Here is a 14,305-nt window from a genome sequence, read left to right on the forward strand (position 1 = left end):
TTTCTCCGTCCCTCAGCTCAGCTGCGGCAGGATCATCGGCTTGATGTCGAACTTCTGGTTGATCAGCCCGAACTGCTGCATCAGGTCCGGCACCCGCTGCAACCGGGTCGGGTCGGCCGAGATCGGGTAGGACGGCAGGTGGATGACGGGCGCGATGTCGGGCTGCACGTTGGCGTTGTCCACCATGGTCTGTTTGACCTCGGTGTCACCCTGCTGCGTGGCGGCCTCGGTCTGCGCCTTGCGGATCGCCCGCTGGAACGCCGCGACGGTCTTCGGCATCTCCTGCGTCGTCTTCTCCGTCGCCATGTAGCCACTGAGCGGAATCCCGTCCAGCGCGCCGGTCAGCGGCTGGAACACCGTGGTGACACCGGCCTGGGCCTGAGCGATGGTCACGTACGGCTCGGCGAAGAAGGCGGCGTCGATCTCGCCGCTCTCCAGCTTCGGCAGCATGTCGGCGAAGCCGATCTGCTTCCAGTCCACGGTGGACCAGTCCACTTTGGCCGCCCGCAGGCCGGCCATCACGGCCAGGTCGGCCATGGTGCCGCGGGCGGTGACGGCGATCCGCTTGCCCTTGAGGTCTTCGGCCCGGCTCAGCGCGGATCCCTTCTTCACCACGACGGCCGTGGTGTCGGGCTTGGCCGCGGAGGCGTCGGCCACCACCCGGAGGTTCTGCTTGCCGTTGGTCTTGAGTTGGGCCTGCACCAGCACCGGGTAGGTGGCGAAGCCGAAGTCGGCGTCGCCGCCGAACACGCTGCTGATCACGCCGGGGCCGTTGGGCTTGTTGACCAGGGTGACGTCGAGGCCCTCGGCGGCGAAGTAGCCGTTCTTCTTGGCCAGCCACAGTGGACCGACGTCGGTGCAGGGGATCAGCGAGACGTTGATCTTGGATTTCTCCAGGGTCTCGTTGCCGGCCGCCTTGACGTCGGTGTTCGGTGAGCCGCCCAGCAGGCTGCAGCCGGAGTCCACCGCGGCCACCGCGGCCGCCGCCGTCACCGACAGGAACAGCCGCCGCGACCAGGGCCTGCCCACCGTCGCACCGGCGCGTGGATCAGTCATGTCGATCTTTCTCCTGACCACTCGTGGATCGAATTCACAATTGACGTGATGCGGATCACGCCTTGACGGACGAGACTCTAGCGACATCCGCAATACCGTCATCCACGCGGCACATACGTCCACAGAGCGGAAATCCTGCGGTCACAGCCCCGGACCGGGTCCGTTTCGGCGCACGGTTTACGCCGAAACGCCGAGTCATCGTGCCAGTAACCGATTCGCTCTAGCAGACGCCATGGCGTCCATGCGGGTGAATTCACTCGACGTGATCAAGCCGAAAACCGGCGGCACGGCGTTCGAAAACGGCCTTCGTGGTGCCGAAACGCCGTTCTGCTTGCGGCGACAACCGTTGGAGCGGCCAGCCGCCATTGGTGGGACGTCACCCCGACGCGCGTCACAACGGGGTCCCCAGCTGTGTTAAGAAGCTCCGGTGCAATTGCATCCGGCCGGTCCGAAACCTTTCGGGTGCAGATCGTCAACTGTCGACAAAAGGGCCGCGACATCCACCCTCGAACTCCGATTCGCCTGACGGGTCCTTGTTCGGATGACCAGGGGAGCGTGTGAGCAAGTGTCCGAGCGTCGGGTGTCCCACGACGAGTCGAGCGATCACCTCCACCAGCCCCGTGGGCCGGTGAGGGGGCGACGACCAGGGCCCGGCGGCTCGGCCGGCGGACGATGGCGGCTGCGCAACTGGCGGCTGCGGACCAAGGTCGGCGCGGTGCTGCTGGTGCCGACGCTGGCCGCCCTGCTGCTCGGCGGCCTGCGGGTGCAGTCGGAGATCGACAACGCCAACAACTTCCACCGCACGGTGGCCCAGGTCGACGTGGCCCGGCAGATCACCGAGGTCGTCCACCAGCTCCAGAAGGAGCGGGTGCTCATGGTCACCGGCGCGGCCGCGACCAGCTCGGCAGCCGGCAGCCCCCTGGCCACCCAGCTCGACCGCACCAACGGCGCGATCGCCGAACTGCGTGGCGCCGTGGCCAAGCTGAACCTGCCCGACGCCGGGGCCATGGACCGGTACAACCGGGCCGTCGACGGCCTGACCACGCTGACCACCCTCCGCGTGCTCGCCCAGCGCGGCGTCTATCCGGACAACGCCCTGTTCACCGAGTACACGTCCGTGATCGACACGTTGGTGCAGGTCGGCCGCGAGGTCACCGCGGCCGCCGGAACCCAGGAGCTGTCCCGGGTCAGCACCGCAGCCCAGACGCTCGACTCGGCCAAGGAGCAGATCGCCCAGCTCGACGCGCTGCTGCAGATCGCCGCCGCGCACAACTCGTTCCAGTCCTCGCTCAACCAGGACCGGGCCCGCTCCTCGAACGCCGCGTTCACGGCGTCGGTCACCGACTTCACGGCGGTCGCGAACAGCCAGGAGCGGCAGGCCTTCAGCGACGGCTACAGCGGCTCCGACGTCGACGCCGACCACCTGATCGAGCAGTCCGCGCTGCTCACGGCCAGCCCGACAGCCCCGCTCAACATCGACATCCACGCGTTCACCACCGCCAGCACCATCGCCAACGACAAGTTCCACCAGGTCGAGCTGGGCCTGATCGGACAGCTGCGGGCTCAGGCCTCCGCCCTGGCCGGCGACGCGGCGGCGGCCGCGGGCCGTGACATCGCGGCCCTGCTCGGCACGCTGATGATCGCCCTGGGGCTCATGCTCGTCATCGCGTGGTCGCTGCTCACGCCACTGCGCCGGCTCCGGCTGGAAGCCCTGGACATGGCCAACGTCCGCCTGCCGCAGACCCTCAAACGCATCCTCGCCGACGAGGACCCGGTGGAGGCGGCGAAGAACGCCGTCGACCCGGTGTCGGTGTTCAGCCGCGAGGAGATCGGGCAGCTGGCCCGCTCCTTCGACCTGGTGCACGACCAGGCCGTGCGGATGGCCGTCGACCAGGCGGTGCTGCGCGACAACGTGAACGCGATCTTCGTCAACCTGTCGCGGCGCAGCCAGGTCCTGGTCGAGCGGCAGCTCTCGGAGCTGGACCGGCTGGAGCAGAACGAGCAGGACCCCGACCAGCTGGCCCGCTTCTTCGTGCTGGACCACCTGGCCACGCGGATGCGCCGCAACAGCGAGAACCTGATCATCCTGTCCGGCACCGGGCTGACCAAGGCCCTGGTCCGGCCGCTGCCGCTGGCCGAGCTGGTCGGCGCGGCGATCTCCGAGGTCGAGCACTACGCCCGGGTCAAAGCCACCGGCCTGCCGACGGCGCTGGTGCACGGCCGCGCGGTCAAGGACCTGATCCACCTGATCGCCGAGCTGCTGGACAACGCGACCACGTACTCGGAGGCCTCGACCACGGTCACGATCGCGGCCCGGCAGCTGCGCGGCGGGCAGCTGGCCATGCAGATCTCCGACTCCGGCATGGGCATGACCACCGACGAGCTCGACGCCGCCAACCACAAGCTGGCCGACCCGCCCGACTTCGACGTCACGGTCGCGCGCCGGATGGGCCTCTACGTGGTCGGACGGCTGGCCCAGCGGCACAACATCAAGGTCCGGCTGCGCAGCGGCGACTTCATCGAGGGCGGCACCAAGGCCGTCATCACCGTGCCGGCCGACCTGCTCGCCCCGCCGCGCGAGGAAGACGCGCGGGTCGACACGCCGCTGGTCCGCCGGCCGACCCGACTGGAGGAGACCCAGCCCGACCTGGCCGCTCACGTGCCGGTCCCGGCCCAGAACGGCAGCAGCCTGTTCCGGCCGCCGCCCGAGCCGAAGCCGGTGAAGGAGCCCGAGCCCGAGCCGACCACCCGGCTGCCCATCTACGAAGAAGTCCTCTCCCGCTGGTTCCAGCCGGTCGTGATGGACGAGTGGCCGGTCGACGAGCCCGACGCCCCGCCGCTGCCCGCGCTGCCGATCGCCGAGCTCGACCCCGTCGAGACCAGCCTGCCGCCGATGAAGCCGCCGCCCGCGCCGGTCAACCGGCACGAGTCGTGGATCTCGCCGGCCGACGAGGCCTGGCTGACCGTGCGGACCAAGCTCAACGGACCGGCGGCCGAGCAGATCACGGCGGTCGGCCTGCCCAAACGCGTGCCCAACAAGCACCTGGTGCCCGGCTCCGCCGCGCCACGCAGCGCCGCGCCCGAGGTGCAGGAGACGCGGCCGCCGCAGTTCCCGGAGCGCAGCCCGGAGACGACCCGCAGCCGGCTGTCCGGTTTCCAGCGTGGCCTCGGCCGGGCCCGCCGGCACGCGCTGGACAGCACGGGCGACGACCTGGCCGAGACCCGCGGCTGAGAGTGGAGCGAGCATGACCAACCAGGAACCCGGCGACTTCGCGTGGTTCATCAGCGACTTCGTGCGCCGCGTGCCGGAGGTGGCGCACGCCGTCGTGGTGTCGGCCGACGGGCTGCTGCTCGCCGGCTCCCACGCGCTGCCGTCCGACCGGGCCGAGCAGGTCTCCAGCGTGGCCTGCGGCCTGGTCAGCCTGGCCAAGGGCGCCGCGCGGTGCTTCGACTACGGCGACGTGGTGCAGACGATCGTGGAGATGAAGCAGGGCTACCTGTTCCTGATGTCGATCAGCGACGGGTCCTGCCTGGCCGTGCTGGCCGCGCCCAACTGCCAGATGGACGTCGTCGCGTACGAGATGTCCATGCTGGTGGAGCGCATGGCCAGCCGGCTGACGCCCGAGCTGCGGGCCCAGCTGATCGCGGCCGCCGTCCAGAACTGACGTCACGAGGGAGTGGCCTCCCGCCGCTTGAACTGCTGCTTGAGCAGCAGGCCGATCAGCGGGCCCAGCGTCAGCGCGATGGCCAGCGTGCCGGGGCCCGCGGTGCCGGCGCTGATGGCCTGCATCGGGTTGGCCAGCAGCAGGCCCAGCACGAGAACGCTGAGCTCCAGGGTCGTGCGCACGGTGCGGACGCTCAGGCCCCACCGGGCGCAGGCGCCGGTCATCAGGCCGTCGCGGGCGCCCGGGCCGAGGCCGCCGCGGATGACCAGCGCGGTGCCGACGGAGAAGACCACGATGCCGCCGGCCAGCAGCGCCACCCGCGGCAGGAGGGCCTCGGGCGTCGGGACCAGCGAGAGCACCACGTCGCAGCCGATGCCGGGCAGGAAGGTCGTGGCCACCGTGCCCAGGCCGGGGCGCTGCTTGAGCGGCCACCAGAACAGCAGCACCAGCAGCGCGACACCGATGATCACGGTGCCCGGGGAGACGCCGAGCAGCTTGGCCAGGGCCAGGTGCAGCACGTCCCACGGCTGTGCGCCGAGCCGGGCGCGGATCATCAGGGCCAGTCCGGCGCCCATTGCCGCGCCGCCGACGATCACCCGGAACAAACGCCAGGCCAGTTTCAGCAGCTGAGGCCGGACTTTCGCGATCACCGCGTTTTCCTCGGGCCGCCGCGCGTCGGCCAGGCTTTGGGACCTGTGGATCGGACGTGGCCGTCGAACCAGAGCGCGATCATCCGGCGGCCGGACGTCGACACACGTTCCGGTGGCCACTTGCGCCGCCTCCGGTGGCACCCGAATGGACGGCACGTCCTGTGCGATTTGCTCGTTGTCCACATCCCGTATTCGCCGAATTTCCTCCATCGGTGACCGGCCTCCTCACGCCCCCGGGAACGCGTTCAGTTTCGACGAGAGATGCCGTTTCGGGAATAGGCAGAAAAGGTGAATGACCTCGCTTCACTCGAAGGAATTGCCGCATGATGGTGCAGCTGCACGTGCACGATCGCATTTCCGCAGCCCACGAACGGTGCCTTCCGTCACCCGGACGGAGTCGGACGGAGACGTCCGACGGTCGGACAGGTTACGGATTAGCTATTTGCAGGTGCCCCATGAAAGCGCCCCATGCACTTTCATGACGCAATCGCGCCATTAAATCCCGCCTGAGACAGGGCCGTTGCCCGCCGGCCGCTCAGTGCCCGGGACCGGTCGCACGGGGTCATCCCTTCAGGTGAGCCGGTCGTCGTGGCCGGAGAGATCGGAGACGCCGCAACATGTTCACGTGGATCTCCGACGGTGCCTCACTCCGCTGGCGGTACCGGTTGTCCAGAAGGTCCAGTGCCCGCCACAGCGCGTCACAGTGTCCGCCACGTGTCCGGGCCACCGGTTCCGTCTTCAGCGTGCGGCTGCTCGCCGACCTGCCCGCCCCCGATCTCGAGCGGTGGCCGGGCATGCGTGCGGCCCGGGTCGCCTGACACTCGTGAGGCGTTTTCCGCCATGCCGTGCGACGATCTCCGTGGCTTCCTGGAGGTGTTGGACCGGGAGGGCCAGCTGCTGCCCATCACCGACGAGGTTCTGCCCGAGCCCGATGTCGACGCCGCGGCCAACGCCGCCGCCCGCATGGGCGGCAGCGCCCCGGCCCTGTTCTTCAGCAACGTCAAGGGTTCACCGACGCCCGACCTCGGACGCGCTCGGCGGATGCGGCCGGACCTCACGGTCGTTCCGCTGGTAGACGTCGATCCGGGCCAGGTAGCCGGGGCTGACGACAAGGGCAGGCGCGCGGCGGGTCGGGGCCGGATGGGCCAGGCGGGGCTAAAACCGGATTGACCGGCCGATAAAGTCTGTAAAGGTGAGCGAACGCGCCTTCTCCCCGCTGCCGACCGAGATCGACCTGCCCGCGGTCGAGCGGGAGATTCTGGTCCGCTGGCGGTCGACGGAGGTGTTCCGGCGCTCGCTGGAGCAGACGGCGGACGGCCCGAGCTGGGGCTTCTTCGAAGGCCCGCCGACGGCGAACGGCAAGCCGGGCACGCACCACGTCGAGGCGCGGGTGTTCAAGGACCTGTTCCCCCGGTTCAAGACGATGAAGGGCCACCACGTCGAGCGCCGAGCCGGCTGGGACTGCCACGGCCTGCCGGTGGAGCTGGCGGTGGAGAAGGAACTGAGCTTCACCAAGAAGCAGGACATCGAGGCGTACGGCATCGCCGAGTTCAACGCCCGCTGCCGGGAGTCGGCGCTGCGCAACGTGGCCGACTTCGCGGCGATGACCGAGCGCATGGGGTACTGGGTCGACCTGGACAACGCCTACCTCACGATGGCGCCGTCCTATGTGGAAAGCGTGTGGTGGTCGCTGAAGCAGGTGTTCGACAAGGGCCTGCTCGTCGAGGACCACCGCGTCACCCCGTACTGCCCACGGGACGAGACGCCGCTGTCCGACCACGAAGTGGCGCAGGGCTACCAGGACGACGTCGATCCCTCGGTGTACGTGCGGTTCCCGCTGACCAGCGGCCCGTGGCAGGGCGCGAACCTGTTGGTGTGGACGACAACTCCGTGGACGTTGCCGTCGAACACGGCGGTGGCGGTGCATCCGGAGGCGACGTACGCGCTGGCGGAGCACGAGGGCGAAAGGATCGTCGCGGCGGAGCCGCTGCTGCCGGAGAGCGCGGCGGTGATCGACCGCATGACCGGACAACAGTTGGCCGGGGCAAGCTACGAACGACCGCTGGATCTGGTGCCGCTCAGCGAGTTCGGGGACGAAGCGTTCCAGGTGTTCACGGCCGACTACGTGACGATGGACAGCGGCACGGGCATCGTGCACCTGGCGCCGGCGTTCGGCACTGAGGACATGGCGGTCGGCCGGCGGCACGGCCTGCCGATGGTCAACCCGATCGGCCTCGACGGCCACTTCCTCCAGGACGTCCCGCTCATCGGCGGCCTGTTCTTCCGTGACGCCAACGACACCGTCATCGAAGAGCTCACCCGGAAGGGCCTGCTGGTCAAGCACGAGCCGTACCCGCACAGCTATCCGCATTGCTGGCGCTGCGGCACGGCGCTGATCTACTACGCCCTGCCGTCCTGGTTCATCCGCACCACGGAGATCAAGGACCGACTGGTCGCGGAGAACGAGCGCACCGACTGGCATCCCGAGCACATCAAGCACGGCCGGTACGGGGCGTGGCTGAACAACAACGTGGACTGGGCGTTGTCCCGCAACAGGTTCTGGGGCACGCCGCTGCCGATCTGGCGATGTGAGGACAACCACCTGACGTGTGTGGGATCGCTGAAGGAACTGTCCACTTTGGCCGGTGAAGACCTCACCGAGCTCGATCCACACCGGCCGTTCGTGGACGAGATCAGCTTCCCCTGCCCTGAATGCCGGGCCGAAGCGCACCGTGTGCCGCAGGTGATCGACGTCTGGTACGACTCCGGCGCGATGCCGTTCGCGCAGTGGGGCGCGCCGCACCGCAACCAGGCGGAATTCGAAGCCTCCTACCCCGCGCAGTACATCTGCGAGGCGATCGACCAGACCCGTGGCTGGTTCTACTCGATGATGACGGTCGGCACGCTGGTGTTCGACAAGTCCTCGTACGAAACGGTGTTGTGCCTGGGGCTGATCCTCGACGCCGACGGCCGCAAGATGAGCAAGCACCTCGGCAACATCCTCGATCCCTTCGATCTGTTCGACCGCTACGGCGCCGACACCGTGCGCTGGCTCATGCTGGCCGGCGGCTCGCCGTGGGTGGATCGCCGCGTCGGCGACGAGGTCCTCAGCGAGATCGTCCGCAAGGTGCTGCTGACGTACTGGAACGCGGCCTCGTTCCTGCTCCGCTACGCCGACCTCGCCGGCTGGCGGCCAAGCGAACCCGTCACCGAGCGGCATGTCATGGACCGCTGGCTGCTGGCCGAGCTGCACGGCGTCGTCGCCGACGTGGACGCCGCCCTGGAGGACTTCGACTCCGCCACGGCCGGCCGCCGCCTGGCCGGCTTCATCGACGACCTGTCCAACTGGTACATCCGCCGCTCGCGGCGGCGGTTCTGGCAGGCCGAACCGTCGGCCATGGCCACCCTGCACGAGACCCTGGACGTGCTGACCAGGCTGATGGCCCCGTTCGTGCCCTTCGTCACCGACTACCTGTGGCAGCACCTGCACCCCGACGCCGACTCCGTGCACCTGGCGGCCTGGCCCGAGGCCGCCGGCCTGCCGGCGGATCCGGCCCTGGTCGCTCAGATGCGGCTGGTGCGCGACCTGGTCGAGCTGGGCCGCTCGACCCGGGCCGCGAACAAGATCCGCACCCGCCAGCCGCTGGCCCGGGCCATGGTGCACGCCCCCGGCTTCGCCGACCTCGATGCGGACCTACGCGAGCAGATCGCCGAGGAGCTCAACGTCCGAGCCGTCGAGCCGATGACAACAGACCTTGTCGAGGTCGCGGTCAAGCCCAACTTCCGGGTGCTGGGCAAGCGGTTCGGGCCACGCATGCAGCAGCTGGCCAAGGCCATCGCCGCCGCCGGCACGCCGGTCGACGGCACGCTGACCGTCACCCTGGACGGCGAGACGATCACCCTGGCTGGTGAGGATCTGGTGCTCACCGAGCAGCCTCGGAAGGGCTGGGCCGTGACCACCGTCAACGGCACCTCCGTGGCCCTCGACCTCGAGCTCGACGAGGAGCTCACCCTCGCCGGCCTGGCCCGCGACGCCCTCCGCCTGGTCCAGGACACCCGCAAGTCCGCCGGCCTCGACATCGCCGACCGGATCCGGCTGTGGTGGACCAGCGACCGCGAGGACGTGGCCGCCGCCCTACGCCGCCACCGGGATCTGCTGGCCGAAGACGTGCTGGCCGTCGACATCACCGAGGGCGAAGGACCGGACCAACCGGCGGAGTTCACCGAACTGGGTCTGAACGTCTGGCTGTCTAAGGTCTCCAGCCATGGCTGACGATCTCTGCGAGCACTGCCGGCACCCCTTCGACCCGCACGTGATGATCGCGACCACCGGCGACCCGGACGACGGCGGCATGATGATCTGCCCGGAGCGGGACTGCACCTGCGTGTCGACCTGGGGCGCGAACGGCAATCCGGCCAAGCTGGTGCCCGCGCCCGAGGAGGTCGAGGAACTCCGGCGACGCGTGCACCACGGCGAGTTCGGCTGAGATTCGGGCACGTGCGCGATGGGCGCCGACGACGTCATGGAGGCGGCGTACGAGCACGATCTGGAGCTGCTCTGCCCGACAGCGGGCGTCGGCGTGACCGTGGCGGATGTCACCGGACGGCGCGCCTGTGCCGTCGATGCCGAGGAATGAAAACCATCGTCGGACCGTTGAACGGACAGCGAAGGAGGTGGCGATGGCCACGGTGGAACTGACCAGCGAGAACTTCGACGACGTCGTCGGCAAGGGCACGGTGCTGGTGGACTTCTGGGCCGAGTGGTGTGGCCCCTGCCGGCAGTTCGGGCCGGTGTTCGAGAAGTCCTCCGACGAGCACGACGACATCGTGTACGCGAAGGTGGACACCGAAGCGCAGCAGCAGCTGGCGGCGGCGTTCGACATCCGCTCGATCCCGACGCTGATGGCCGTGCGCGACGGCGTGGTGGTGTTCTCCCAGCCGGGCGCGCTGCCGGCGGTGGCGCTGGAGGACCTGATCGGCCAGGTGCAGGCGCTGGACATGGACAAGGTCCGCGAGCAGATCGCGGCGGCCCAGCAGCAGTGACCGCTTCCGGACGCCCTTTCTGACCGTACGGACGACTCTTCTCCCGGCCATAACGTGGCCGGGAGAAGTCGTCTGTGGAGGTGGGGAAGCATGCGCGCACTGCTGCTCGTCCGGCGCGGCGCACCGTTGACCAGGTCGCATGTGCACACGCTCCGGTGTAAGGGGTTCGAGCCGTTCGCGCTGTCCTCGCTGCCGGCCGACGGCGGCGCGCAGTTCCGGCGCATGTGCGCCGACATCGAGGTCGAGCACGCCGTCTCGCAGGGCGTGACGATCACCTCTGACGAGGTCGCCGCAGTCGTCAAGGCCGTCGACGGCCTCGTTTTCTGTCTGACGCAGGCCGACTCGCTGCGTCCGCTGATGGCCGAGGCCAACCGGCTGCTGGGTGCGCCCGACGTGGCGCCGGAGGCGCTGGTGCACACCCTCGACAAGCACCTGATGCGCAAGGCCCTGAACACCACCATCGAGTCGCTGCGGGTCACGGATCCGGTGCTGCGGCAGAGGATCGAGGCCGGGGAAACATTTGTTGTCAAGCCCCGGCGGGGCGTGGGCTCGCTCTGTGTGGGGCTGGTGCGCGAGTGGGCCGATGTCGAGGCATTGCAGCGGGCCTTCGACGAGGGACCGGCCGACGCGGACATGATGGCCGAGTACTTCGCCGACAACGAGCTGATCGCCGAGTCGTTCTTCGACGGCCGCGAGATCAGCCTGGAGATCATCCGCCGGGACGGCGTCTCGGCGTACGTCGTGGACCACGACAAGACGCTGATCGAGTTCGGCGCGGACACCGTGCTGGAGCGCGGCATGGCCTCCCCCGTCACGATCCTCGACGACGAGGAGCTGGATCGGGCGAAAACCGTGGCGCAGCAGGCGATGGACGTGCTCGGGCTGACCGACGGCGGCTATCACGTCGAGCTGCGCGTCAACGCCGAGGGCACGGCCGAGATCGTGGAGATCAACCCGCGGGTCGGCGGTGGCATGGTGTGGGAGAGCATCCATCTCCAGTATGGCCGGTCCATCACCGACGACTGGATCGACGTGCTGTCCGGCCGGCCCGTCACGGCGCTGGGCGAGCGCCGCTGCGGCACCTACGCGCAGCTGGCCTATCCCCGTGAGCAGCGGCAGCTGCTGGGCGTGGATCGGAACGAGGCGATGCCGGAGCCGGAGATCTACGACGAGTTGATCACCCCCGGCGACGTGCCGATCGCCCACCGCGAATACTTCGGGGCCTTGGTGCTGTGGCGGACGAAGCTGGCCACGCACCGGGAAGAGGTCGCCGCGCTGGTGCCGGTGGAGTACTGCGACTTCGTCTACTCCCCTGGGCTCACCGGCCGGCCGGTTCTCCTCGTGCTGGAACCGGATTGGGACACGCTGCGGGCGGCCGTGGCCGTCGACGGCGTGGATGTCGTGGTCTGCCACCAGGGTCCGGTGGTCGTCACGCCGGAGTACGACGGCGTCCGCGACGGCCTGGCGCTACTGGTCCAGGTGCCCGACTGGTCCACTGTGGACGTCGTGCTGGACGCCGTGGCCGGGGCGGAGATCGCCGACATCATGGCGCCCCACGACGTCACGCGCCAAGCTGAGGCGCGGCTGCGGAAGGCTCTGGCACAGCGTCGCCAACCTCGCAGACCACGAGGTGCGGCGTAGCGTAGAAGTGCAGCGTCAGATCGCCGTAGGGGATCCACAACTCGCCGTCCTCGTCCATGCCTACGCATGGTGGCGGAAGTGGCCGTCCCGAGGTGTCGTCGATGCCGGCTCCGGTCCCGTATGCGCGATCCGCATATTGACCGCCGGCCAGGGGGCCAACGCTCGCAGCTCGCGGACGACATGCGGGGATCCGGAGACGCGGGCCAGGGCAGCGGCGTCGACACCGGCTGTTGTCGCCTCGTCGAGGTCGCCGTTCGTGGCGTAGGCGCGGGCGAGCTTGGCGGTGTGCACGCCTTGGAACCACGAGCAGGTGTGGCCCCACCGAGGCCGCAAGTGGTGGTAGATGTCGATGGCCTCCTGTGGCCGACCCAGGTCGAGCAGGCAGGAGGCCCGCAGCGCCTCCAGGTGCTCGATGTCCGTCCAGTAGCCGACGCGGTACTCGTCGGTGGCCGGGTGCACGACCCTGTCGATCAGCAGCGTCGCCTGCTCCAGCCGGTCGAGGCAGGCGGTCTCGTCCTGGGCCAGCGCGAGGCCGCGAGCTTCCTGTTGCAACGCCAGCACTTTCAGCGCCGCGCCGATACCCGGTTCCCGCTAAGCGGCGCGGGCCAGGCCGATCATGCGGTCGTGGTCGCCGGCCGCGAGCTCGCTCATCCGCACGTAGGCGTACGCCACCATGTCGCGGTCCTCGGCCGCCTGCGCCTGCTGCATCGCCCGGGCCGTCCACTGCTCGGCGCCGTCCTCGTCGGTGCTCTCCTCGTGCAGCCAGCCGACGAACTCGGCGTACAGCGCGGCCACCGACAGCAGGATCCGCCGCATCTCGCCGCTGGCCGACCGCCGCAGCAGGTCCGTGAACTCGTACAGCTCCCGCGCCGCCGGCCGCAGCGCCGCCGACACCCGCCAGTTGTCGGCGTCGTTGATCACTCGCCGCGCCACCAGCAGTTGGCCGACGATCTCCGACGTGGCCGGCGCCGTCCGCTCCATCCGCCCGCCCAGCAACGCCACCAGCGCTTCGGTGCCGCCGTGGTGGCGCAGCTCGGCCGTGGCCACGCCCTGTTCGGCCAGGCCCAGCAAGTGCGGCGGGATGTTCAGCGTGCGCTGCACGATCCGCAGCACCCGCACGTCGTAGGCCAGGTTGCTGCCGGACTCCAGCCGCGAGATCGCCGACTGCGAGAACCCGGCCAGCGCCCCCAGTTCGTCCTGCCGCAGCCCGTGAGCCCGCCGGGCGAACGCGATCACCGCCGACGGCGAGTTGCTCGCGACCGCGTCGCGCACCTCGGGCGCGTTCCACACCGACTCGGGCAGCGGGTCCACCCTGGTCATGGTGGCAGGCCGGGGCCGATCCGACGATCAGGACTGGCCGAAAGCAACATGCCGGCGTTGTTCGGACATTGATGATCAGCGGCCGCGGCCGGAAGCCGAACGTCGTCGAACGGCTAGAACTGGCCGAGGCGAGGCGCATTCGGCGCCGCTGTACGACCGATGAACGGAGATATGTGTGATCTCCCTGACCAAGCTGGCCGCTGCCGCGGCCGTCGCCGCCGCGGTCACCCTCACCGCGGGCACCCTACCGGCGCAGGCCAGCACGACCGCACCGGCGAGCTCGCAGTCCCCGCACGTCAATCCGCCGCCGAGCATCAACGGCGCGGGCTGCCCGAAGTACACGGAGCGCGCGGGCAACGACACCGTCTACCAGTACAACCTGATGTACGTGTACGCGCCGAACCACACCTTCTATGTCGGCCACTACGACGTGTACGGCTACATCGGCGGCACCACCTGGTGGCACACCGGGGAGTACGAGTACCTCTGCTGACCGTGCGCCGTGGCCGTGCCGGGGGCACGGCCACGGCCCAGGATCAGGCGTGGACGCTGACGCAGCCGTCGCCGACGTGGTCGACGTTGGACTTGACGGCGTTCTCGCCGCCGCACAGCGAGACGGTGCGCGTGAAGGTGATGTCGTAGAACGTGGCGCTGTAGGCGTTGGTCAGCTTGGGGGTCCAGTAGAAGGTGCCACCGGAGCCGGTGCTGGCCTCCAGGTAGAAGTAGCCGGTGACGGCGGCGCCGGACTTCAGCGACACGGTGGCGGAGTCGACGTGCAGGCCGCTGCCCTTGACGTTGATGCAGTACTTGGTGCCGCACTTGGAGGCGCTGGCCGGCGCGGCGGGCGCGGCGACGGCCGTCCCGGCCAGCGCCAGGGTCGCGATGCCGGCGGCCACCAGCGGAATCCAGGTCCTGGTCATGCTCGTCCCC

The 14,305-nt window shown here is 69.4% G+C and carries 14 protein-coding genes; 9 read left to right on the forward strand and 5 right to left on the reverse strand.

The annotated features are described in order from the left end of the window. Positions 1-12 precede the first annotated feature (12 nt). A complete protein-coding gene (locus tag AB0M73_RS10795; protein ID WP_084580769.1) occupies positions 13-1,056 on the reverse strand; it encodes an ABC transporter substrate-binding protein in 1,044 nt (347 codons plus the stop codon). Between the two features lie 628 nt (positions 1,057-1,684). Here AB0M73_RS10795 and AB0M73_RS10800 point away from each other — a divergent pair. Continuing rightward, positions 1,685-4,288 (forward strand): ATP-binding protein, encoded by a 2,604-nt coding sequence (locus AB0M73_RS10800; protein ID WP_363889652.1) that lies wholly within the window; start codon positions 1,685-1,687, stop codon positions 4,286-4,288. A gap of 13 nt (positions 4,289-4,301) precedes the next feature. Next, complete coding sequence (locus AB0M73_RS10805) at positions 4,302-4,721, forward strand: roadblock/LC7 domain-containing protein (protein ID WP_363889655.1); 420 nt, start codon at positions 4,302-4,304, stop codon at positions 4,719-4,721. A gap of 2 nt (positions 4,722-4,723) precedes the next feature. Here the strand turns inward: AB0M73_RS10805 and AB0M73_RS10810 are convergent, their stop codons facing one another. Then, entirely contained in the window at positions 4,724-5,371 is a 648-nt protein-coding gene (locus AB0M73_RS10810; RefSeq protein WP_363889658.1) for a hypothetical protein, read from the reverse strand. Positions 5,372-6,211: 840 nt separating this feature from the next. On the opposite strand from AB0M73_RS10810, the gene AB0M73_RS10815 reads away from it, so the two are divergent. The 6 genes from AB0M73_RS10815 to AB0M73_RS10840 all read left to right on the forward strand — a co-directional run bounded on the left by AB0M73_RS10815 (position 6,212) and on the right by AB0M73_RS10840 (position 12,055). Then, positions 6,212-6,541, forward strand: coding sequence for a hypothetical protein (locus tag AB0M73_RS10815; protein WP_363889661.1), 330 nt, complete (start codon positions 6,212-6,214; stop codon positions 6,539-6,541). 22 nt (positions 6,542-6,563) lie between these two features. Beyond that, entirely contained in the window at positions 6,564-9,644 is a 3,081-nt protein-coding gene (ileS, locus tag AB0M73_RS10820) for an isoleucine--tRNA ligase (protein ID WP_363889663.1), read from the forward strand. Further along, positions 9,637-9,858, forward strand: a complete 222-nt coding sequence (locus AB0M73_RS10825) for a hypothetical protein (RefSeq protein ID WP_363889666.1) — start codon at positions 9,637-9,639, stop codon at positions 9,856-9,858. The genes ileS and AB0M73_RS10825 overlap by 8 nt, the downstream gene beginning before the upstream one ends. A gap of 18 nt (positions 9,859-9,876) precedes the next feature. Continuing rightward, positions 9,877-10,008: a hypothetical protein gene (locus AB0M73_RS10830; RefSeq protein WP_363889668.1), complete on the forward strand. Its 132-nt coding sequence runs from the start codon at positions 9,877-9,879 to the stop codon at positions 10,006-10,008. Next, positions 9,995-10,414 carry a thioredoxin gene (trxA, locus tag AB0M73_RS10835; protein ID WP_363889670.1) on the forward strand — a complete coding sequence of 140 codons (420 nt, stop codon included), beginning with the start codon at positions 9,995-9,997 and terminating at the stop codon, positions 10,412-10,414. Before AB0M73_RS10830 ends, trxA begins: the two co-directional genes overlap by 14 nt. Before the next feature lie 90 nt (positions 10,415-10,504). Beyond that, entirely contained in the window at positions 10,505-12,055 is a 1,551-nt protein-coding gene (locus AB0M73_RS10840; RefSeq protein WP_363889672.1) for an ATP-grasp domain-containing protein, read from the forward strand. A gap of 60 nt (positions 12,056-12,115) precedes the next feature. Here the strand turns inward: AB0M73_RS10840 and AB0M73_RS10845 are convergent, their stop codons facing one another. Both AB0M73_RS10845 and AB0M73_RS10850 read right to left on the reverse strand, forming a co-directional pair. After that, positions 12,116-12,607 (reverse strand): hypothetical protein, encoded by a 492-nt coding sequence (locus AB0M73_RS10845; protein WP_363889675.1) that lies wholly within the window; start codon positions 12,605-12,607, stop codon positions 12,116-12,118. A 39-nt stretch (positions 12,608-12,646) separates the two neighbouring features. Next, complete coding sequence (locus tag AB0M73_RS10850) at positions 12,647-13,375, reverse strand: helix-turn-helix transcriptional regulator (protein WP_363889677.1); 729 nt, start codon at positions 13,373-13,375, stop codon at positions 12,647-12,649. Positions 13,376-13,550: 175 nt separating this feature from the next. On the opposite strand from AB0M73_RS10850, the gene AB0M73_RS10855 reads away from it, so the two are divergent. Next, positions 13,551-13,868, forward strand: a complete 318-nt coding sequence (locus AB0M73_RS10855) for a hypothetical protein (RefSeq protein WP_363889679.1) — start codon at positions 13,551-13,553, stop codon at positions 13,866-13,868. 43 nt (positions 13,869-13,911) lie between these two features. On the opposite strand, the gene AB0M73_RS10860 is transcribed toward AB0M73_RS10855, so the two are convergent. After that, positions 13,912-14,295: a hypothetical protein gene (locus AB0M73_RS10860; RefSeq protein WP_363889682.1), complete on the reverse strand. Its 384-nt coding sequence runs from the start codon at positions 14,293-14,295 to the stop codon at positions 13,912-13,914. Positions 14,296-14,305: the final 10 nt, after the last annotated feature.

Source organism: Kutzneria sp. NPDC051319, assembly GCF_040682195.1.
Taxonomy (GTDB): Bacteria; Actinomycetota; Actinomycetes; order Mycobacteriales; family Pseudonocardiaceae; genus Kutzneria.

What these genes read in the sequence shown, in the direction of transcription:
- AB0M73_RS10795 (WP_084580769.1), bottom strand. Translation starts at nt 1,056, where the DNA reads ATGACTGATCCACGCGCCGGTGCGACGGTGGGCAGGCCCTGGTCGCGG.
- AB0M73_RS10805 (WP_363889655.1), top strand. Translation starts at nt 4,302, where the DNA reads ATGACCAACCAGGAACCCGGCGACTTCGCGTGGTTCATCAGCGACTTC.
- AB0M73_RS10815 (WP_363889661.1), top strand. Translation starts at nt 6,212, where the DNA reads ATGCCGTGCGACGATCTCCGTGGCTTCCTGGAGGTGTTGGACCGGGAG.
- AB0M73_RS10825 (WP_363889666.1), top strand. Translation starts at nt 9,637, where the DNA reads ATGGCTGACGATCTCTGCGAGCACTGCCGGCACCCCTTCGACCCGCAC.
- AB0M73_RS10830 (WP_363889668.1), top strand. Translation starts at nt 9,877, where the DNA reads ATGGGCGCCGACGACGTCATGGAGGCGGCGTACGAGCACGATCTGGAG.
- trxA (WP_363889670.1), top strand. Translation starts at nt 9,995, where the DNA reads ATGCCGAGGAATGAAAACCATCGTCGGACCGTTGAACGGACAGCGAAG.
- AB0M73_RS10840 (WP_363889672.1), top strand. Translation starts at nt 10,505, where the DNA reads ATGCGCGCACTGCTGCTCGTCCGGCGCGGCGCACCGTTGACCAGGTCG.
- AB0M73_RS10850 (WP_363889677.1), bottom strand. Translation starts at nt 13,375, where the DNA reads ATGACCAGGGTGGACCCGCTGCCCGAGTCGGTGTGGAACGCGCCCGAG.
- AB0M73_RS10860 (WP_363889682.1), bottom strand. Translation starts at nt 14,295, where the DNA reads ATGACCAGGACCTGGATTCCGCTGGTGGCCGCCGGCATCGCGACCCTG.